A 19929-nucleotide genomic window follows, 5' to 3' on the forward strand; every position below is an offset into this window, starting at 1 on the left:
AAACCATTACAATCCAAGCCGCAGACCCAGCGTGTAAGTCTTGGCATTCGGGATCACACCCATTTCCAAACCCTGCGTAATGGCGTTGAATCCATTCGAAACCTCCGGATCGTAGCCGGGGTATTTCGTGATCATGAACAGGTTCTGGCTGCTCAGGTACACTTCCAGGTTGCGGATTTTAATTTTATTCAAAACCACCGCGGGCAGCTTGTAGGTCAGCGACACGTTTTTCAGCTTGATATAACTCGCATTGTACACATACCGGCTGCTGTTATTGAAGTTCTTGCTGGTATTGCTGAATGCCGGATTGTCGGTCTCATTCTGCGGCGTCCAGATGTTGAGCGCCTCCTGCGTGGTCGCATTGCGCTGATCACCCAGACCGCCCCAGAGATAAGCGAGGGTTTGCGAATAAATCTGGTTGCCGTGGGTGCCCTGGAACATGAAGCTCAATGAAAAATCACCATAGCTCACGTCGTTGATAAACCCGAACGAATACTTGGGCGTACCGTTTCCGATCGGCATGCGGTCGTTGGCCGTGTAGGCATGGTCGCCGTCTATATCGGTGTACTTGGCGTCGCCGGGTTTCATACCGTATTTGGTCGCTTCTTCGGCTTCGCTGGTTTTCCAGGTGCCGAGGAACTGGTAGCCGAAAAACTCGCCCAAAGGCCGTCCTACGCGCAGAATGGAAGCGCTGTTACCCGCCGAACCGATGCCATTGACGATCACATTATCGAGGCCGCCGAGGTCCGTTACTTTATTCCGGTTGAAGGAAATGTTAAAATTGGTCGTCCAGCGCAGTTTACCGGAAACCACCGGCGTACCGCCTACCGAAAATTCGATCCCGCGGTTTTCCACGCTTCCGATATTACGCAGGTAATCGCCCCCGCCCATGTAGAATGGCGCCTGGTAGTTATAGAGCAGGTCGGAAATGTTCTTTTTATAAGCATCCGCGGTGAATGTCAACCGGCCGCGCAGGAATGAAGCGTCCAAACCGACGTCGAACTGCTCCGTACGCTCCCATTTCAGGTTTTTGGAAACCGGTGCACCCAGCGGCGTCGCTACGCTTGCCGTGGAGCCATCGTAATAATAGGCTGGTTGCGGACCACCGGTGCTGATCTGCGCGATGGTCGCGTAAGCGCCTACCGCCTGGTTACCGGTTTGCCCGTAGCTCGCGCGCAGTTTCAGGTCGGAAAATACTTTGGAATCCGCCATGAAATTCTCGTTAGCCACATTCCAGCCCAATGCCAGCGAAGGAAAAGTGCTGTACTTCTGGGTCAGGTGCGAGGAACCATCGGTACGAACCGCGGCGGTGAGCAGGTATTTGTCTTTGTAGGAATAATTAACCCGGCCCATGTACGATTGCAACGCATCCTGCGAATAGCCCGAACTGGTCTGTTGCGTAGCGCCGAGGCTGAGGTTATAGTATCCCAAAGCATAGGACGACAGGTTGTTGGCCCGCGCATTCAGCGAAGTATTGTTACCATTCTGTTGCTCATACAAAGCTGTAAGGGTAATCGAGTGGTCGCCGAAGGTATTTTTATAGGTCAAAAAATTACTGTTCTGGAAAAATCCGCCCCGCGACGCATTGCCTTCCGCGTACAAAACGCCATTGCTGGTCCCCGGCCCGAAGAGGTTTTGCGTAAAGCCCGTGCGGATTTCGTAGGTATTAATGGTCGTAAAGGAAAGCCCTTTCAGAATGCGGTAGGTCAAAATCGCCGTTCCGGTCACATTCGCCTGACGGTTATCGAACTGCTGGTTGGTAGCTCTGGAAATAGGATTGTATTGAATGGAACCATAAGGTGCCGTGTAGATGAACTGGCCGGTTGCCGGATCGCGCACGGGAGAGGTCGGGTCCCATTCGGTTGCCTGCGTGAACGGATCGACCAAATCGCCGGAATAGCCATTGTTACGACTTTTCGGCAGCATGGCAGCGACGTTGAATTTCAAGTCGATTTTGTCGTTCAGCTTCGCATCGATGTTCGCACGCAGGGTAGTCCGTTTGTAATATTGGTTTAAAATCAAACCCGGCTGGTCGAGATAGTTCGCTGAAAACAAATAGCGGACATTGGAAGAACCGCCCGACACATCGAGCTGATAATTCTGTATCCACGGCTCCTGGTGCAGCTCGTCCTGCCAGTCGGTACCGCCGTTGGCTCTCAGTTCGGCCAAACGCTGGTCGGAGAATGCAGGCGCATTGCCGGTTGACGCAAACTGTGCATTGACGGTTCTTGCAAAATCATAAGCGTTCATCAGATCCAGTTTTCTCGGAATGCTCGCCTTGCTGAACCACGTGCTGAAATTGACACGCGCCTTACCTTCCTTACCCGTTTTAGTAGTGATCAAAACCACCCCATTCGACCCTCTCGAACCGTAAATAGCTGCGGATGAAGCATCTTTCAGGATTTCCAGCGACTCGATATCGTTCGGGTTGATGGACTCGATATTACCCCCCACAAAGCCGTCGATCACATACAATGGCTCATTGGAACCAGTAATGGAGTTGGCACCCCGGATACGGACATTCAATCCGCGCCCCGGCTGCCCGCTGGAACTCGAAACCGTCACACCGGAAGTAGTTCCCTGCAACGCCTGCTCCACGCGCACGAGTGGCCGCTTGGCAATTTCCCGCGCTGAAACGCTGCTCGAAGCGCCGGTAACGTCGCTTTTGCGCTGTTCACCATACCCTACCACCACAATTTCGTCGAGCCCGCGCTCGCTCACCTGCATAGCCACGTCAATGCTTGTACGCCCGCCTACGACCACTTCCTGGCTCGCATAGCCCACAAAGCTGTACACCAGCACCGCGCCGGACACCGATTCGTCGGGGATTTCGAGCTCATACTGACCTTCCGCATTGGTAGTGGTACCGCGTTGCGTGCCTTTGAGTATGATGCTCACACCCGGCAACGCGTCGTTCTTTTCGTCGGTCACCTTACCCCGGATGTTAATCACCTTCGGAGCGTTTTCAGGTCTGAGCGTACTTGCATTGGGCTGATTATCAATAGACGATTCCGCATTGGCAGGTACCGTGCTGGCCGGCGGCAGCTGGGTTTGCCGCAGGCTTTGCTTCAACTCGCGCACCGAATTCGCATCGGCGTCTTTCGGGAAGATCGCGTAGATTTTCCCGTGTTTTTTGTATTCCAAACCATTCGCTTTCAGGACGCGGTCGAGGGTTTCCTCGATGCTTTCGCCGTTGCGGCCCTGGTACTGCACCTGCAACGACTTGATTTTGTCATTGTGGTACATAAAATATACGGAATGCCGCTTTTCGAGGTCGCGCAGGACCTGGTCGAGGCTTCGGTAGGATGGCTGCTCGCTGCGTTGGGGCTGTGGGACCTGCCCGCGGGCGAACGTCTGGGCATTGGCCACAGAACCGCCAACGCATAGGAATCCCATCATGAGTAAGTTGATCTTTTTCATGAGCATTGGTTGAAGGTTTCGATAAAAATTTTAGCTGTTAGTCAGGGCGGCCACGGATCGTCACCCGTTGCTCCTCGTGTGTAATGGTTATGGGAAGGATGCTTTCCAGCGCGTTCAGCAGGTCGCCCATGTTGTCGGTCGGGACGACGCCGTTCACGGTTTGGTTTTTCAATGAATCATTTTCAATACGCACGGTCACTCCATACGTTTCCCGGATCAGCACGGCTATTTCGGCCAGCGAGGCATCGTTCAAAGTCCAGCGATTGTTCTTCCACGAATACATCGGGCTCGCGTCGGGCAGGTGACGGATGTGCAGCTGCTGCTTTTTCCGCGAAAAATCTACCAGATCGCCAGGCTTCATCTGAATCTCCTTTTTGGAACGATCGTTGAGCTGCAAATGCACCAGGCCTTCGCTGAGGACAACCTGCGTCTGGTCCTGCCGGGTATTGACATTGAACTCCGTCCCGCGTACTTCCACATTCAAGTCGTGGGTATGAACGGTGAACTTCACGGCCTGTCCCTCCTTTTTCAGTTTACTTACACTAAAAAAAGCCTCGCCTTCCAGCCAAACCTCGCGCTCGGTACGTCTGCCCCAGCGATCGGCCACGCGCAGGCTTGAATTCGCATTAAGCGTCACCAATGTGCCGTCAGGCAGCAATACCCGCCGCGATTCGCCGAACGCGGTGCGATAGGAATGTTTCTGACCCGTCCGGTAGAAATAGCCTCCGAACGCGACCAGCAGCAGTACCACCGCGGCCGCTACTTTCAACCATATCACGCGGGTTCTGAAAATGACCACTTTCGTGTTCTTTCCTTCTTCAATGCCTTGCCAGATCCGGTCGACAGTCTCGGAACCCGGCGACATGCCCTCGTCGGACGATGCCAGCAATACCATTTGGCGCGCCAGCTCGATGTCGCGGGCTTTGGAAGGATTGTTGCGCAGCCAGTCGAGCCAGAAGCGCTCCGTTTCGGGAGTAGGATGAAGCACCCAGCTGCAAAAAAATGCATCGGTCGCAAAATCCTCCGGCTCAAATGACAAATAATTCATGGAAAAATCTGGTTTTTCATCCTCCAAAGACAAATGGCGGAAAGGCGGGCAGATTACCCCAGAGAAAGACAATTTTTTTACAAAAATTTAAAATTAGCTCAATGAAAGATTAGGAGAACCAACGCAGTTAAAATGATTTCAGAATAGCCCGATAGCAACTCGCGGAGCCCTTTCATAGACTTTTGCAGGGTATTATGCACCGATTGCAGGGAAATATTCATGATCTCGGCAATCTGCTGGTGGTTGAACTCGTGGTAGTAGCGCAGGTTCACTACCTCCTGCTGGCGCGGGGGCAGTTGCGTGAGCGCGCGGCCGAGTGCGCGCGAGCGGCCCTGTTCGCTCTCGGTGTCGATGAGTTCGCTTTCGGTGGAAACGGAGAAAAACCGATGCTCGAAAGCGGAAATCTCCGCCCCGGCACCGGCTACGTTTCGGTTTAGCGGGTGCTGCGTGATTTTGCGCCGCAACACCCGAAAAAGGTAGTATTTGATGCTATCGGTGTCCGAAAGCCGTTTGCGGCTGTTCCAGAGCTCGATGAACATGTCCTGGATCGAGTCTTCGACCAGCTGCGTGTCGACGGTCAGTTTATGGCCATACCGGTACAGCATGTCGATATGGGATTTGTAAAGCATTGAAAAGGCCGTTTCATCCCCGCTTCGGAAACTTCTCCACAAGTCTGAGTCATTCATAGGAAATGGTGCCGGAAAATGGATCGATAAAGTCCGGCAAACCTAAATTCCCACCCTTAAAAAAAGCTTAACAAAGCATTAACAAGCCCCGTTTCCAGCCATTTTTTTAAACAATTCCTATAAAAAATTGGCCATTAACATTTTTCAACCTGATTATCAAGGTTTTAAAAGCGTACCATCGCTCTTCCGCACCGTCCACCGCGACTTCGTCCCGATCGGATATTTCGCAGCTTCTTTCTCGTTAATGTCGATGCCGAGCCCTGGTGTTTCATTCACATAATAATACCCGTTCTTGATCGTCGGGCAGCCCGGGAATACCTCCTGCACCTTCTCGCTGAACCGCTGCGACTCCTGGATACCGAAGTTCCACACGGCGATGTCGATATTGTTATTGGCCGAATGCCCTACCGGCGACGTATCGCCCGGCCCGTGCCATGCCGTTTTCACGTTGAACCACTCGCCCAGACGCGCCACTTTCATAGCCGGGGTAATGCCTCCGATCTGCGAAATATGGCAACGAATGTAGTCGAAAAGCTGGTTGGCCATCGGGTCGCGGAACTCGTTGATATTGTTAAAAAGCTCGCCCATCGCGATCGGCACCGTGGTGCTTTGGCGGAGCTGTTTGAACCAACCCATATTCTCGGGCGAGAATGGATCTTCAATGAAGTAAGGCCGGTATTCTTCGAGCCCTTTGATCATATTGATGGCATCCATCGGCTCCACTAGCTCGTGCATATCGTGCAGCAACTCAACGTCCTCGCCACATCTTTTGCGCACCATTTCAAACATTTTGGGAACGCGTTTGAGGTACGTCCGCTGGTCGCTGAAATCATCGGTAGCACGACCGAAGCCGGCTGTTTTGAAATCGGGTTTGATCTCGTCCATGGCTCCTACCCCGCCGTAGCCACCCTGCTGGATGCGCACGTGGCGGAAACCTTCCGACATATATTGCTGCACCTTGTCGGCAATGGCCTCGGGTGTGGGCCCGCTCGCATGCGTGTAGGTGTCCACCGCAATGCGGGCCTTGCCTCCGAGCAACTGATGCACAGGCATTTTCGCCCGCTTGCCCTTGATGTCCCAAAGCGCCTGGTCGAGGCCCGACAATGCATTGTTAAGCACCGGGCCGTTACGCCAGTACGAGCTCACGTACGCCGACTGCCACATATCCTCGATATTATCGACATCCTTCCCCACGCAAAACTCGTTCATGTAAATATTCACCGCGGGTATCACCACCATCGCACGCTGCGTGAATGTGGCGCAACCGAGCCCGTACAAGCCCGGCTCCGAGGTTTCGACTTTCACAATCACCAGGTTGGAGCCACCGGGGGCCGTTGTAATCGCGCTCACTTTGGTAATGGTGACCGGTGCCGCTCCCTTGGCATATTGCGGGGTTACGTAACGCTCGGCACGGGCCTTTGGGCTTTCGAAAAGCGATAGCAGACCGGCTGCTGAGCCTGCCGCGAGCATCTTCATAGCATTCCGGCGACTGTTTTCGGCGGAGTTTTCTTTCTTGTTCATTATGTACAGGTTTAGTGTTATTTCAATGCAAAGGCAATGTAGTTCCCGCCGATCTTCTGGCCGCGTCCGCCACCGGCTGCGATCACGATGTATTGCTTGCCGTCGATCTGGTAGGTGATCGGCGTAGCGAAGCCACCTGCAGGTAATTGGTATTCCCAAACGGTTTTGCCCGTTTTCTTATCGAATGCGCGGATTTTCTCGTCTTTGGTACCGGCGATGAATACCAGTCCGCCAGCCGTGACGAGCGGGCCGCCGTAGCTGTCGGTACCGGTGACCGGAATGCCCTTTTTCGTCAATTCCGGGTATTCGCCGAGCGGCACACGCCAGAGGTATTCGCCGGTATTCAGATCGATCGCATTCAAAGTGCCCCACGGCGGTTTCACGCCGGGATAACCGTTCTGGTCCGTGAAACGCTGCCAGGTTTTGCTCACGTAGGCAGGCACGTACGGGAAGCCGTCTTTGCTGGTGGGTTTGTTAGTCGCATTAGCCGTTTTGGTCGGCGCTGCGCCCTCTTTTTCACGATTTAAAAGAAAATCAATCAATGCGTCGTGCTCCTTATCAGACAAATGTCCGAACGAAGGCATACGACCACTACCGGTTTTAAGAATACCTTTAATCTGCACCGGACTCAATTTTTTACCAATATCCACCAATGCAGGCAGTTCAGGGCCGCTTCCCTTCCGGTCCTGGCCGTGACAAGCCGCACAATTGGCCAGGTACAGCGAATTGCCCAGTGTCCTCGGCGCTTCGGATTTCTTTTGCGCCGCATCGACCATAATCAGCTCCCAGGGCTCTTCATTCACATTCTGGTAAAAAACACCGTCCGGATCGACCGCATTACCGCCCCATTCCGCCCCGCCGCTATACCCGAACAGCAATGTACCGGTTGTATTTGGAGGAGAGAATTTATGGTCTGTCTTGATTTTGAGATAACGCTCCTTCACGTATGCGTGCGCCTCGGGAGAAATATCTGTAATATCCGCTTCTGTAAATACCTGGCGGGAAAGCGGCGCTGGTTTCAAAGGAAATTTCTGGGTTGGATAAGGATGTTCGCCCGGGAGGCCATTTACAGGTACTTTCCGCTCCTCGACCGGGAAAACGGACGTGCCTTTATCACGATCGAGCACGTAAACGAGGCCGTCCTTCGTGCTCTGGACTACCACATCTACCCGCTTACCATTGTGCGTGATGGTCGTCAAATTCGGCGGGCTGGGATGGTCGCGGTCCCAGAGATCGTGGTGGATGGTCTGGTAATGCCACTTCCGCTTACCGGTTTCGGCGTCGAGGGCCATAATGCAATTGGCAAACAGGTTACTACCTTCGCGGGCGCCGCCATAGAAGTCGGAAGCCGGTGATCCTGTGCCAAAATACACCACGCCCCGCTTTTCATCGAGGCTCATGCCGCTCCAATTGTTGGTCGCGCCGATCTTCTTGTAAGCGTCCTTCGGCCAGGTGTCGTAGCCATATTCACCGGGCTGCGGTATGGTGTGAAAAACCCATTTCAAATCTCCCGTTACCACATCGAATGCACGGATATGCCCCGGTGCGGCGTCGCCTGATTCCGATACCGCCGAGCCTAGTATGAATGTGTTTTTAAATACAATTCCCGGGCTGGTCGCATTCACGGATAGCTTGCTCACATCATGATCCAGGCCCGTTTGTAAACCTGCATGAATATCCACGCGGCCATCTTTTCCAAAACCCTTGATAATCTCGCCTGTTACCGCATTCACGGCATACAGGCTCGACCCGACCGTGTAGAGTATACGTTTATCATCTCCATTCTCCCAGTACACCACACCCCGGTTCGAATTGAGCCGGTCGTCCTTGAATGGCTCGAATTTCCAGATTTGCTCACCGGTACCGGCTTTTAAGGCGAAGAGTTTCAATTCCGGCGTCGTGCCATACAGCACGCCATTAACCACAATCGGCTGACATTGAATGGCGCGGTTCCGTTGCCGGCCCGGATTGGCGGGGTCCGGCTTTTCGGAGGCGTCGTACATCCAGGCCACCTGCAAGTTCTGCACATTTCCGGTGTTGACCTGATCCAGCGGTGAATAGCGGTTCCCGGCCTTGTTACCTCCATAATTCGGCCAGTCGGAGTCCGGGGCCCCCAACATCATCGCCACGCACATTGCACCCACCGACAAGCCAATGCCCTTTTTCCAAAGCGCCGACCGCAAAAACTGCTCGCTTCCCATTAATTCCAGAGTTTCGGTTTAAAGTTTCAGTTACTGGATCGACAGCTCATCCAGCGTATATGCCTTGTCGCGTGATGCGGTCTGCTCCCTGATGGTTTTCACATCTGCCGGGCGCACAGGCGGCGAGTTGGTAAATTCGTACCGCACATAACTGAGCACCGAAGCGATCCATTCGTCGTCGTTGTCTTTCATCGAAGGCATTTCCGTCGGATAAGTATTCCCCTCGATCGGTCCGGACAAGCCGTGCAACAGGATTCGAACGGACGCCTGGGTGTTGTTGCGGTTCAACCGCCGCGAACCTTTCAGTGCCGGTGCCGTTTTACTTTCCAAACCGGCCCCATCCGCCCCGTGACAGGTAGCGCACAGCGATTTGTAAATCACAGATCCATTCATGACCAACGTGCGATCGGGCGCGTCGAGCCGCCCCAGTTTCGTCCCGAATTTCTTGGCATCCTCATTCTTTTCCACGCTTCTTTCCGCACGCGCAAGTACTTCCGCGCCCTTGGCATTTCTGACAATCTCACCTGCCAATGCTTTCGCTTTCGGCGATTCACTGTATGCCAGTGAAAATATCAGCTGCATGCGCACATCTGCCACCGGATCGGATTTCAATGCCGCCAGTGTTTCCACCATCGCATCGTTCTTTTTCAGATAGGGCTCTGTCATGCGAACAGCCGCTTTCCGGATCTCGAAATCGCTATCTTTCAATGCACGGGTAATGCTATTCTGATCCAGTGCATTCAACCCTTCGAGCGTCCATAATGCGTGCAGCCGTGCGAGCGCCGACGGCGATTTGATCGCTTCGTTGCTTTCACCTGCCGCAATCGCTTTCAGCAACGGTACCACTGATTGATCGTTACGAACGATCAGTTCCTTTTGCGCATTGTCACGCCACCAGCCATTCGGGTGGCCAAGATGGCTCACAAGCTGTTTCGAACTTTCATCCAGCATTTTGGGCTTCGGCCCCGGTGCCATACCATCGTGTACGAGGCGGTAAATGCGGCCATGCTGAATGTTTTTATCCAGGCCCAATCGCGTAATCTGCGGGCGCAGGTAGCTTTTAGGTCCTGTCCAGTTGCCCTCCTGAATGATCCCGCGGTTCATATCCACGATGTACAGGCAGCCATCCGGACCGGTATACATATTCACCGCGCGGAAGTTCATGTCCGTGGACGCGATGAATTCTTCTTTCTGATAGGCGTTTTCGAGCGTGATCTTGCCGTTTTTGTTGGTCACTTTCGCCCGGCGGATAAGTCTTCCCACCGGTTCGCTGATCAGCAGATCGCCTTGCAGATCGGAAGGGAGCTTATCCCCGCGGAATATTACCTGTCCGCAACTGGCCGTGAAATGATTGAGCGTCGTGTCGGGGCGCAGGCGTTTCAGGCCACCTTCCACATCCGGGGTTTTGATAATCGGCCACACTTCGTTGAATTCCTCTTTGTATTGGTCGGCAAATTCCATTCGCCCGTAAATAGGGTTGATCTGGAAGCCTAATGCGGGCGTCTCGCCGCCCGCCGACGAGAAGTACAAGCGGCCGTAATTGTCATGCGTAAGCCCCCATTGCCCGCTGGAACCGCTCGGAATGGAGTCCGGCTTTAAAATACCATTGGTATACCGGAAACGCACGGCGTCCACGGCCATGTAAATCCAGTTATCAACGTTCCAGTCGAGCCCGCTGCGCTGGTGTTCGAGGTTACCAGGTGCTTTTTTATCAGGCGTGTAAACCGGGCGTTTTTCGTCTGCTACGCCATCTTTATTATTGTCTTTATAGCTGTAAACATTGTAGGTATCCGTCTCGTTGACAAGCAGTTCATTACCTACACAGAGCAACATTCTCGGCAAAAGCATTTTATCGATAAACACGGAGCTCTTGTCCATTTTACCGTCATTGTCGGTGTCTTCGAGCAGCATTACGCGGCTAGTGGGTGCGTGCTCGTCCGTGCCCTCCACGTCCTGCATATACGTATTGAGCTCGGCCACGTACATGCGCGCGTTGCCGTCCCAGGCAATCGCCACCGGTTCGTGGATCATCGGCTCGCTCGCTACCAGTTCGAGGTGGTAACCCTTCGGTAGTTTGAATGTTTTGATGCTCTGCTCAGGCGTGAGGTGCGTGGGTGAAGGGTTGTCGGTAAAGGCGGGAATGGCGCTCACCGACGCGTCCGTTGTACGCAGCATTTCGTTTTTGGAACCGTTTTGCTTCGATACCTGGCAGGTGACCAGCGTAGCAGCCAGCACTCCGGCGATCCAGATCTTCTTATTCATGGTGATAGGACTAATAAGGGTTAGGTTAGCGGGTAAATGTATAAGTCCGGCCTTTTTCTGATTTGAAATCGTACAAGGCCGTTTCCGGTAGCTTCGAAGGCGCCATTTTTGCCGCCGGGGAAACTATCGGTTTGGGAATATCCAGTATTTGATAAAATGGATTGCTGCTTTGGCTCCCATCGGCGGCGAGCGCCAGGGCATTGCCTTTCAGCGCATTCGGAAGCCTCAACCGGCAGTTTCCACCCAGGTTTGATTTAATGACCAATTTGGAAACCTTTCCATCTGTCCATTCCAATGTCAGTATTTCAAAACCGCCGCGCGCCCGCAAGCCGCTGATCGACCCGTTTTTCCAGCTATCGGGGAGTGCCGGGAGCAAATGAATCGCACCGTCGTGGCTTTGCATGAGCATTTCGGCGATGCCGGCCGTGCAGCCGAAGTTACCGTCGATCTGGAATGGCGGGTGGGCGTCGAAGAGGTTGGTGTAAGTGCCGCCTCCCCCTTTTTCGCCGGGCGTCGCCACGCCGGGCGTCGCTACGCCGGGAGTCGCCACGCCGGGCGCATTCACGGGCGAAAGCTGATCCGTAATGAGCTTGTAGGCGCGGTTCCCGTCTAGCAGGCGGGCCCACCAGTTCACCTTCCAGCCCATCGACCAGCCCGTGGAAACATCACCGCGGTGTTCCAGCGAAGTCCTGGCCGCGCTGAAAAGCTCCGGCGTACGGTACGCCGAGAGCTGGTGTGAAGGATACAAACCGTACAAATGCGAAATGTGGCGGTGCTTGTCTTCGGGACTGTCGAGGTCTTCGAGCCATTCCTGCAACTGCCCGAATTTCCCTACCTGCATGGGAGGCAGCTGTGCGCGTTTGGTTTTCAAGGTTTTTACAAAATCGGCGTCCGTTCCCAGTGCCTCGGCGGCGCGGATCGTAGCGGTGAAAATGTCGTACACGATCTGGTTATCCATCGTATTCCCCGCCCCGATCGTCGTTTTCGAACGGATCGCCGGGGCATTCTCGGGCGACATGCCCGGCACCACCACCAGCCACTGGTGTGTCGGTTCCGGCACCAGGAAGTCTACAAAGAACTGCGCGGAGCCCTTCAAAGCCGGGTACACCGATTTCAGGTACTCCTTATCTCCCGAATAGCAATATTTTTCCCACAAATGCGTGCTCAGCCACGCCCCGCCCATGGGCCACATTGCGTAGAAAATCGGGTCTACCGGGCCGGTAATGCGCCACAAATCGGTGTTATGGTGGGCCAGCCAGCCTTTCGCACCGTACATAACCCGCGCCGTTTCCTGCCCCGTCACCGACAGTTCCTTCACCATTTGAACCAATGGCTCATGCAGTTCCGTCAGGTTGGTCACCTCGGCCGGCCAGTAATTCATTTCAGTATTAATATTGATGGTATACTTGCTGCCCCACGGCGGGTTCATTTCCTGGTTCCATATACCTTGCAAGTTCGCCGGTTGCCCGACCGGCATTCCATTACCGCCCGGCTGCGAAGAAGAGATCAGCAAATACCGCCCAAACTGGAAGTAAAGCGCCACCAGTTGCGGATCATTCCCGGAAGCGAACTTCACAATGCGCTCATCCGTAGGCCATTTTGCCGCCTCCGATGTACCCAGATCAAGCTTTACCCGGTTGAAATACTGCTGATAGGCAGCAATGTGGCTTTTGAGTACGGTAGCAAATGGCTTCGCCGCCGCTTTGCTCAGATATTGGTCGGCCTTCGTTTTGGGATCGGCCGTGAGCGTTTTATAATCCACGAAATTGGTAGCAATGGAAATGTAAATCGTAGCCGCATTGGCCTTGCTCACCGTCAGCGAAGTATCTCCCGTGCTCAACTGCCCGCCCTCGGGCGCTACGAGTACTTGCGCGCGGAACGCAACCTGCCCTTTCACACCTTCCTTGTCCCCGCTGGTACCCGCAAAAATCATTTTTCCTCCTTTCTCTATCATCCTCTCCCCCTTCTGAGGACTATTCAAAAACGAAGTGAAAGTGAGCTTCCCCGGCTTATCGGCCGTCAAGCGGATCGCAATCACCTGGTCGGGCACCGAGGCAATGACCTGCCGGGTGTATTTCACGCCGTCGACGGTGTAGGAAGTAGTCGTTATGGCTTTTTCAATGTCCAGCTCGCGGTAGTAATCCGTGAATTTGTCATGACCCGGGAAGTCGATATTCAGGTTTCCAACGGGCTGATACATCATCCCGTTCGTCGTTTTCGACTCGATTTTTTCAGCTGCCAGCTTCGCGGCCTCGTTGTGTTTGCCTTCGAAAATCAGCTTCCGCACTTCGGGCAATGCGGCGAGGGCATTCGGGTTGTCGTTGCGGTTGGGGCCACCCGCCCATACCGTCGATTCGTTGAGTTTGAGTACCTCTTTTTCGGGGTTACCGTACACCATCGCACCCAGTCGGCCGTTCCCGACGGGCAATGCGTCGGTCCAGGTGTTTCCGGCTGGCTTTTTGTACCAGAGCTTCAATTCGCCCGGCGTGGAGACGCCCGGCGTGGCGACGTCCGGCGTGGCGACGCGCGGCGTACCGACGCCCGACGTCTGTGCAAAAGTTTGATTGGTAAAAATGAAAAGGGTCAGGCTTAGGAATAGTCGTTTCATGCAAAATGTGTTCTTGTCCTTTGCGTTAAGAGGACACAAACCGGGATTTTTAATGCTTTGGGTTGTTAAAGTTTGGGTTAATAGGGAGTTTTAGCTGTGGCGCTAACGCAGCTTTGGCGTACGTCGCTGCCAATTATCCGAGCAAAACGATGGGCAAATTAGGCGGGCAGGATTAACAGGGGTATTAATAAAAGCTTAATGCAGGGGGAAAAACCAGATTTAACTATTACTAGCTGATTATTTCAGCTTCATCAAACTTAATTTCCCGCTTCGCGACTTCTGACTTTGACTTTCTGCCGAAATAGTAACCTCCAAGTGTAGTAAGCAAATAGCCGATAATCTGAATAAATTTGAGTACGAAATCTTCTTTGCCCAGTTGAAGGCAGTAGAGTATAAAGCCAAATATAATGGCGAGGACGCCGCTGCCGATATAAGCATATCTTGTAGCAGTTTTTCGCTTTTCTTTTTCCTGATTTTTAACAAGATCGGCCTGGACGTCAATTATTTTTTCTGCTTGCTTAGCGTTAAGCTCAAGCTGTTTTTCACGAAGCCTAAGTTCAGTCGCTTCGTTTTGTAACGTCAATCGTTGATTGTCAATAAACTGCTCCATTACGTGCATAGGCACAGGAGGTTCACTTAACTGCGCACTTTCTTTATGCTGATGTGCAGGGTTATTTTCTTGGCTCATGTTTGAGTTCCACTACGAAGTAACCAAATTCTTTACTACCAATTTTAGGAGAGACAAAACGGCTTCGCATAATGGAAGATGGGCTGGTTCTGGCTAGCTCCACAAATTCGCTGGCAGACACCACTTTGGTTGTCTTCGGGGAAGATTTCCTGAACGACCACATTGGGCTTTTTATGTCCATATTACTGCTGTTTTGCGTGAGATTCAGATTTAAGCTCCCCAAGGTATCATTTTCCCCTCTGAATTTTCACACAAAAAACCACCGATGAACAAACGGTAGCGCTTCAATACAAAGTACTTGTTCCTGTTAACAACCGGTGATTAATTTTAACCATTATGGTCCCCGATCCGCTGGATCTTCTCCGTCAGCAACTGCCGATCCGCGCGTGAGCGGGCGAGGGATAGCGCGCTTTTGAAATAATTTAGCGCTTTCCCATCGTCAATCCCCAGATACAACTCACCCAAAAGCGAGTGGTACAAATGGTTATCTGCCAGATTAAGCTTCTCGGCTTCGCGGATGGCTTCGGGTTTGGAACGGGCTTTGGCCAGGGCATAGGTGCGGTTCAGGGCGGCGATGGGGGAATATTCGAGGACGAGCAACTGGTTGTAATATTGAAGAATGTGCTCCCATTTTTCGGCTGTATCGGCTTTGATCGTATGCCAGTAACCGATCGCGGCTTCGAGGTGGTAACGGGAGAGCTCCCGCCCGCAGGATGCGCGGTTGAGATAATACTCTCCACGACTGATCAGCGCCGAGTCCCAGAGGGTGTCGTCCTGGTCCTGGTAGAGCACGGTTTCGCCTTGGGGATTGGTCCGCGCTTCGAAACGGGAGGCGTGGAAACACATCAACGCGAGTAATGCATTGGCGGGCGGCCTGTTGGTACCGGGGTTTTCGGTCAGCATTTTGGTGAGCCACATGGCTTCGATGCAAACATCCTTTCGCAGCGTAACGTCCTTTCCCGCCGAATAGAAACCTTCGTTGAACAGCAGGTACAAAGTTTTCAGCACCGCGTCCAGCCGCGATTCGATTTCGGTTTCGGCAGGAAACTCCATTTTCACTTTTTCGGTACGCAGCTTCTCCCGTGCCCGGTATAGCCGTTTGTTGATCGTCTCCTTGTTGGTCAGGAACGCACCGGCAATTTCGTTAATACCAAACCCGCACAATACATTGAGTGCCAGCCCGATCTGTGACTCGACGGGCAGTGACGGGTGGCAAATGGCGAACATCATCTGCAACTGGCTGTCGGTGATATTTTGGGTGGATAAGTCGATGGTAATCTCGTCATCCATCTCACTGTTCCTGACCATCTGACCGCTGATTTTTTCCTTAAAAAGCTTGTCACGGCGCAGGTAATCGAGCGTTTTGTTGCGTGCGACAGTGTAGAGCCACGCCACCGGGTTATCCGGGGCTCCCTTCATCGCCCACATTTCGGAAGCGAGCAAAAAAGTGTCGCTGGCAATGTCCTGGGCGATTTCAATGTGTTCCAAACCGAACGTTTTACCGAGTACCGCGGTGATCTTGCGGTATTCGGTCCTGAACAAGTGCGGTATCAATTCCTGGTTTTCCATGGCTGTAAATTAAAAAAAGCCTTTGCTGGTTACAAAGGCTTAGGGAACAATCGGGCGTCCGGGTTACATGCGGTCTATTTCTCTTACCTCCACATTGCCGCCAAACAGCAGGATGGGACATCCTTTGGCCATTTCGGTTGCTTCGTCCAGCGACTCCGCCCGCACCATCGTATAACCGCCTACCGACTCCTTCGTCTCGATATACGGACCGTCGGTGATCGCCAGTGAGGGTTTTACCACTCTACCCGCCGGATTCAGCCGGTTACCGCGGTCGATCAGCTTGCCTTGCGCGGCAATACCACCGATCCAGTCCATCCATTTTTGCATGCTGGCTTGCATTTCCTCGGGTGAACGATCAGCCAAAGTGGAAGGGTCGTTTCTGAAAACAAACATGAAGTCTTTCATTTTGATATTAGGTTTAAGTTTTAAAGTCTGTTGACGAACAGCCCACACCGGACTGGACAAAAAGTTTGGATTTTTTTTAAACCTACATTCTGATGATAGGTCTTACTTCGACATTACCGCCCGCTGAGAGGATAGGGCAACCTTTCGCTATTTCTGTCGCCTCATCCAATGACTCCGTCCGCACCATAATGAAGCCGCCGATGGATTCCTTGGTTTCAATGTAAGGTCCATCCGTAACGATCTTGGCCGGCCTTACCACATTACCCTCGTTGGCCAGCCGGCTCCCGCGATCCACCAGTTTGCCTTGTGCCGCGATTCCCCCTATCCAGTCCATCCACTTTTGCATACTGGTTTGCAAAGTGTCCGGCGACATGCCCGCCATCACCGCAGGGTCGTTTCTGAAAACAAACATGAAGTCTTTCATTTTGATAATAGGTTTAAGTTTTAAAGCCTGTTGACGAACAGCCGGCGCGGGACTGGACAAAAGTTTAGGTTTTTTTCACAGAAAATTACAGAACCTGCGAAGGCACGCTTCTGCATTGGTACGATTGTTTAAATAAGCGGCATGAAAATTTATACTGATCCTATCCCAAACTCGCCGTGAAATGACCACTACACGCACACATTCCAGAAAAAGAAGAACCGCAAAAATCCTGATAGGGATACTGATCGCGATCGTCGTGATCCGGCTCATACTACCCTATGTCGTTCTCCATTTCGCAAACAAAAGTCTGGCTACGATGAACGGTTACTATGGGCATATCAACGACGTCGATCTCGCCATTATCCGCGGTGCTTACAAGATCGACAGCATTTACATTAATAAGAAGGACTCCATCACCAGCAAGCAAACGCCCTTTTTTGCATCCAAAGAGATCGACCTTTCGGTAGAATGGAAGGCATTATTCAAAGGCTCGATCGCAGGGGAACTGGTTTTCCAGAGGCCTTACCTGCTTTTCACGAAAGATAAAGTCGAGCCGAAGGAGGTAATAAAAGACTCCTCCGATTTCCGCAAGATCCTCGATCAATTCATGCCCCTGAGCATCAACCGTTGTGAGCTGCGCGGCGGGGCGATCGAATATAAAGATTTCAGCTCCACCCCGAATGTCGCTATTGCGTTGACGAACCTGAACCTGCTTGCGCAAAACCTCCGCAACAGCTACGATTCTTCGGCCGTCCTCCCCGCGAGCATCCACGCGACCGCGGAAGTGTACGAGGGCAAGCTGCGTTTCGATGCGAAGCTGAATCCGCTTGCCGATGCCCCCACTTTTGATATGAGCGCCGAGCTGAACAATACCAACCTCGTGAAGCTGAACGACTTTTTCCAGGCATATGCCAAAATAGATGTCAACAAAGGACGGTTCGGGCTGTACACGGAAGTGGCGGCGAAGGACGACCAATTCAAGGGGTATGTGAAGCCGGTGCTCAAAGATCTGGATGTTTTAGGCAAGGAAGACCGGAAAGATAACCTGCTGCAAAAGCTCTGGGAGGCCGTTGCGGGCGGGGCGGGTAAGCTGTTTGAAAACAAAAACAACGACCAGGTTGCCACCAAAGTGCCGTTCCAGGGACGGCTCGACGATCCTAAAACGAATGTGTGGGTGGCCATTACAAACATCCTGCAAAATGCATTCATACACGCCATTCAGCCTTCTATCGACAACGAAATCAGCATTGCATCCGTGAAGGAGGACAAAAAAGAAAAGAAGACCTTTTTGCAAAAGATCTTCTCCAAGGATGGCAAGAAGGATAAAAAGGACAAGAAAAAAGGCAAATAGCTATTCCTGAGAGCCGGTATCTCCCTTGGAAAGACTTGAAAGCGCTCCTTTCTTACTCTTGTGCAGCCGTTGCGCCGCATCGATGGAATGTGACGTGTGAATGTCGCTGTCCTCCTCCGACATTTCGGCTAATTTCTGATAGAATTTCCGTAGCACGTCGAGCTCCGCTTCGCTCAGGTCCTCGATATCGACCATGCGGTTGCTCGCAAACCGGCTGGCTGCGATCAGCTCGTTCAGTTTTAATTGAATAGCCTTCGAATCTTTGTTCTGCGATTTCTGGATGAGGAAAACCATCAGGAAGGTCACGATCGTCGTGCCCGTATTGATTACGAGTTGCCAGGTGTCGGAATACTTGAAGACAGGCCCGGTAACGCCCCAAACCACGATAATACCTAATGCTACGCCGAAGGCCATTGAACTACCGGTCCAGGCAGTAATGCGGGTCGCCATTTTCTCGAAAAAATTGATTTTTCCCCTTTCCATAAACAAACGATGTTGAGAAAAGCAATCTCCGATCTTTGGACTTGAAAAACTATTTCCTGATCTGATTTTCAAATAAAAAAACACCATTCTTGTTGGCGACGACGATATCCGGTTTGCGGTCGCCATTCATATCGTGTACCGTGATGTTCAATCCCGCGCCAGAATCGTTGTCGATCATATGCTCCGTGAAATAGGGTTCTTTTCCGGGCGTGATTTCGAAATACAATAGAATGGCCGGGTCACTGTCGCCCGGGTCGCGCCCGTGGTGTGCGAGGAAGCGCTTGCCGGTGATGTATTCTTTTTTGCCGTCGCCATTGAGGTCGGCCATGATGGACGAATGCGTTTGCGCGGTAGTATTGCTGATCAGGTGTGTTTTGAAATCGATTTTGCCGTCGGCCGTTTTCTGTTGCTCGTGCCACCAGATGCCCAATGCGTGTGCGGAGGCGCTTACGACGTCATTTTTCCCGTCGCCATTTACATCCAGTACCTGCATATGTGAGCACGGTTCACCCAGATTGGCGGGGTAAAAATCCCAGTTGCCCGATTGATTATCCTTTTTCCCCTTAAACCAACCCTCGCGCACGACCACGTCTCCGATTCCGTCCTTATCGACGTCGCCGTAACCAATTCCGTGCGAGAAATTTTCTGTCCCCGGTACATTCTCTTTGCTCAATGGAAAGCGCTGCCAGCGTGTCTCCCCTTTTTTGACGGGCGCTTTGAGCCAGATGATCTGCTTTTTGCCCGGATCGCCGCAAAGAATATCGGGCCGCCCGTCACCATCCATATCTACAAAACCAGGTGACTCATTCGAAACACCCACTGAATCGGCGATATAATGCTTTTGCCATACTCCGGCTTTGTTGTGCGGATTCTCGAACCAGAATGCTGCTTTGCCCGGAAAATCGATGATCACAACATCATCCCAGCCGTCGAGGTTGACGTCCATTCCCAGGTTCAGGAAGGAGTTGCTGTATTCCTTCCTCGGATCGAACGTGCGCGATGGCGCCAATTCGTGCTTCGTCCAAGCCGGCGCTTCAAACCAGTAATAGCCGGCGACAATATCTGTTTTTCCGTCCTTGTTCAGATCCGCTACGGCAGCGCCCTCGGAAATGAAGTCTCCCGTCAGCCTTGTCTTTTTAAAACTGCCCTCCGGCTGGGCGAAAACCGGCGCTACAAGGGACATCAGAAACAGAATCATCCAAATATTTACATTTTTCCAATTCATGATTATATACTATTTAAAAGTAATAAAGCACGTTTCAC

The 19929-nt window shown here is 52.5% G+C and carries 14 protein-coding genes; 1 reads left to right on the top strand and 13 read right to left on the bottom strand.

The annotated features are described in order from the left end of the window. Positions 1-6: 6 nt before the first annotated feature. The 11 genes from BMW93_RS00235 to BMW93_RS00290 form a co-directional block, all read right to left on the bottom strand. Complete coding sequence (locus BMW93_RS00235; RefSeq protein WP_177193970.1) at positions 7-3420, bottom strand: SusC/RagA family TonB-linked outer membrane protein; 3414 nt, start codon at positions 3418-3420, stop codon at positions 7-9. Between the two features lie 37 nt (positions 3421-3457). Continuing rightward, positions 3458-4468, bottom strand: coding sequence for a FecR family protein (locus tag BMW93_RS00240; RefSeq protein WP_090373192.1), 1011 nt, complete (start codon positions 4466-4468; stop codon positions 3458-3460). Positions 4469-4566: 98 nt separating this feature from the next. Further along, the gene (locus BMW93_RS00245) at positions 4567-5097 is read right to left on the bottom strand and encodes an RNA polymerase sigma factor (RefSeq protein WP_177193971.1); all 531 of its coding nucleotides are present in this window, start codon (positions 5095-5097) and stop codon (positions 4567-4569) included. Positions 5098-5310: 213 nt separating this feature from the next. After that, positions 5311-6675 (bottom strand): enolase C-terminal domain-like protein, encoded by a 1365-nt coding sequence (locus BMW93_RS00250; protein ID WP_090373194.1) that lies wholly within the window; start codon positions 6673-6675, stop codon positions 5311-5313. Positions 6676-6692: 17 nt separating this feature from the next. After that, complete coding sequence (locus BMW93_RS00255; protein WP_090373195.1) at positions 6693-8876, bottom strand: PQQ-binding-like beta-propeller repeat protein; 2184 nt, start codon at positions 8874-8876, stop codon at positions 6693-6695. A gap of 30 nt (positions 8877-8906) precedes the next feature. Then, positions 8907-11138 (bottom strand): c-type cytochrome, encoded by a 2232-nt coding sequence (locus tag BMW93_RS00260; protein WP_090373196.1) that lies wholly within the window; start codon positions 11136-11138, stop codon positions 8907-8909. Positions 11139-11163: 25 nt separating this feature from the next. Further along, on the bottom strand, positions 11164-13746 hold the full coding sequence (locus BMW93_RS00265) for a glycosyl hydrolase family 95 catalytic domain-containing protein (RefSeq protein WP_090373197.1): 2583 nt from the start codon (positions 13744-13746) through the stop codon (positions 11164-11166). 229 nt (positions 13747-13975) lie between these two features. Then, a complete protein-coding gene (locus BMW93_RS00270; RefSeq protein ID WP_090373198.1) occupies positions 13976-14434 on the bottom strand; it encodes a YrzE family protein in 459 nt (152 codons plus the stop codon). A 327-nt stretch (positions 14435-14761) separates the two neighbouring features. Further along, the gene (locus tag BMW93_RS00280; RefSeq protein WP_090373200.1) at positions 14762-16003 is read right to left on the bottom strand and encodes an RNA polymerase sigma factor; all 1242 of its coding nucleotides are present in this window, start codon (positions 16001-16003) and stop codon (positions 14762-14764) included. A 63-nt stretch (positions 16004-16066) separates the two neighbouring features. Continuing rightward, the gene (locus tag BMW93_RS00285) at positions 16067-16408 is read right to left on the bottom strand and encodes a YciI family protein (RefSeq protein ID WP_090373201.1); all 342 of its coding nucleotides are present in this window, start codon (positions 16406-16408) and stop codon (positions 16067-16069) included. Between the two features lie 82 nt (positions 16409-16490). Further along, positions 16491-16832, bottom strand: coding sequence for a YciI family protein (locus BMW93_RS00290; RefSeq protein WP_090373202.1), 342 nt, complete (start codon positions 16830-16832; stop codon positions 16491-16493). 181 nt (positions 16833-17013) lie between these two features. Between BMW93_RS00290 and BMW93_RS00295 the strand changes: the two genes are divergently transcribed. Continuing rightward, positions 17014-18183: a DUF748 domain-containing protein gene (locus tag BMW93_RS00295; protein WP_090373203.1), complete on the top strand. Its 1170-nt coding sequence runs from the start codon at positions 17014-17016 to the stop codon at positions 18181-18183. Here the strand turns inward: BMW93_RS00295 and BMW93_RS00300 are convergent, their stop codons facing one another. Both BMW93_RS00300 and BMW93_RS00305 read right to left on the bottom strand, forming a co-directional pair. Then, complete coding sequence (locus BMW93_RS00300; RefSeq protein ID WP_090373204.1) at positions 18184-18666, bottom strand: low affinity iron permease family protein; 483 nt, start codon at positions 18664-18666, stop codon at positions 18184-18186. Between the two features lie 49 nt (positions 18667-18715). After that, entirely contained in the window at positions 18716-19864 is a 1149-nt protein-coding gene (locus tag BMW93_RS00305; RefSeq protein WP_229240177.1) for a VCBS repeat-containing protein, read from the bottom strand. Positions 19865-19929 lie beyond the last annotated feature (65 nt).

The organism is Dyadobacter sp. SG02 (assembly GCF_900109045.1).
Lineage (GTDB): Bacteria > Bacteroidota > Bacteroidia > Cytophagales > Spirosomataceae > Dyadobacter.

Bases quoted from the DNA above. Each gene is read 5' to 3' on its own strand.
- BMW93_RS00235 (WP_177193970.1), bottom strand. From the start codon at position 3,420: ATGAAAAAGATCAACTTACTCATGATGGGATTCCTATGCGTTGGCGGT.
- BMW93_RS00240 (WP_090373192.1), bottom strand. From the start codon at position 4,468: ATGAATTATTTGTCATTTGAGCCGGAGGATTTTGCGACCGATGCATTT.
- BMW93_RS00245 (WP_177193971.1), bottom strand. From the start codon at position 5,097: ATGCTTTACAAATCCCATATCGACATGCTGTACCGGTATGGCCATAAA.
- BMW93_RS00250 (WP_090373194.1), bottom strand. From the start codon at position 6,675: ATGAACAAGAAAGAAAACTCCGCCGAAAACAGTCGCCGGAATGCTATG.
- BMW93_RS00255 (WP_090373195.1), bottom strand. From the start codon at position 8,876: ATGGGAAGCGAGCAGTTTTTGCGGTCGGCGCTTTGGAAAAAGGGCATT.
- BMW93_RS00260 (WP_090373196.1), bottom strand. From the start codon at position 11,138: ATGAATAAGAAGATCTGGATCGCCGGAGTGCTGGCTGCTACGCTGGTC.
- BMW93_RS00265 (WP_090373197.1), bottom strand. From the start codon at position 13,746: ATGAAACGACTATTCCTAAGCCTGACCCTTTTCATTTTTACCAATCAA.
- BMW93_RS00270 (WP_090373198.1), bottom strand. From the start codon at position 14,434: ATGAGCCAAGAAAATAACCCTGCACATCAGCATAAAGAAAGTGCGCAG.
- BMW93_RS00280 (WP_090373200.1), bottom strand. From the start codon at position 16,003: ATGGAAAACCAGGAATTGATACCGCACTTGTTCAGGACCGAATACCGC.
- BMW93_RS00285 (WP_090373201.1), bottom strand. From the start codon at position 16,408: ATGAAAGACTTCATGTTTGTTTTCAGAAACGACCCTTCCACTTTGGCT.
- BMW93_RS00290 (WP_090373202.1), bottom strand. From the start codon at position 16,832: ATGAAAGACTTCATGTTTGTTTTCAGAAACGACCCTGCGGTGATGGCG.
- BMW93_RS00295 (WP_090373203.1), top strand. From the start codon at position 17,014: ATGACCACTACACGCACACATTCCAGAAAAAGAAGAACCGCAAAAATC.
- BMW93_RS00300 (WP_090373204.1), bottom strand. From the start codon at position 18,666: ATGGAAAGGGGAAAAATCAATTTTTTCGAGAAAATGGCGACCCGCATT.
- BMW93_RS00305 (WP_229240177.1), bottom strand. From the start codon at position 19,864: ATGATTCTGTTTCTGATGTCCCTTGTAGCGCCGGTTTTCGCCCAGCCG.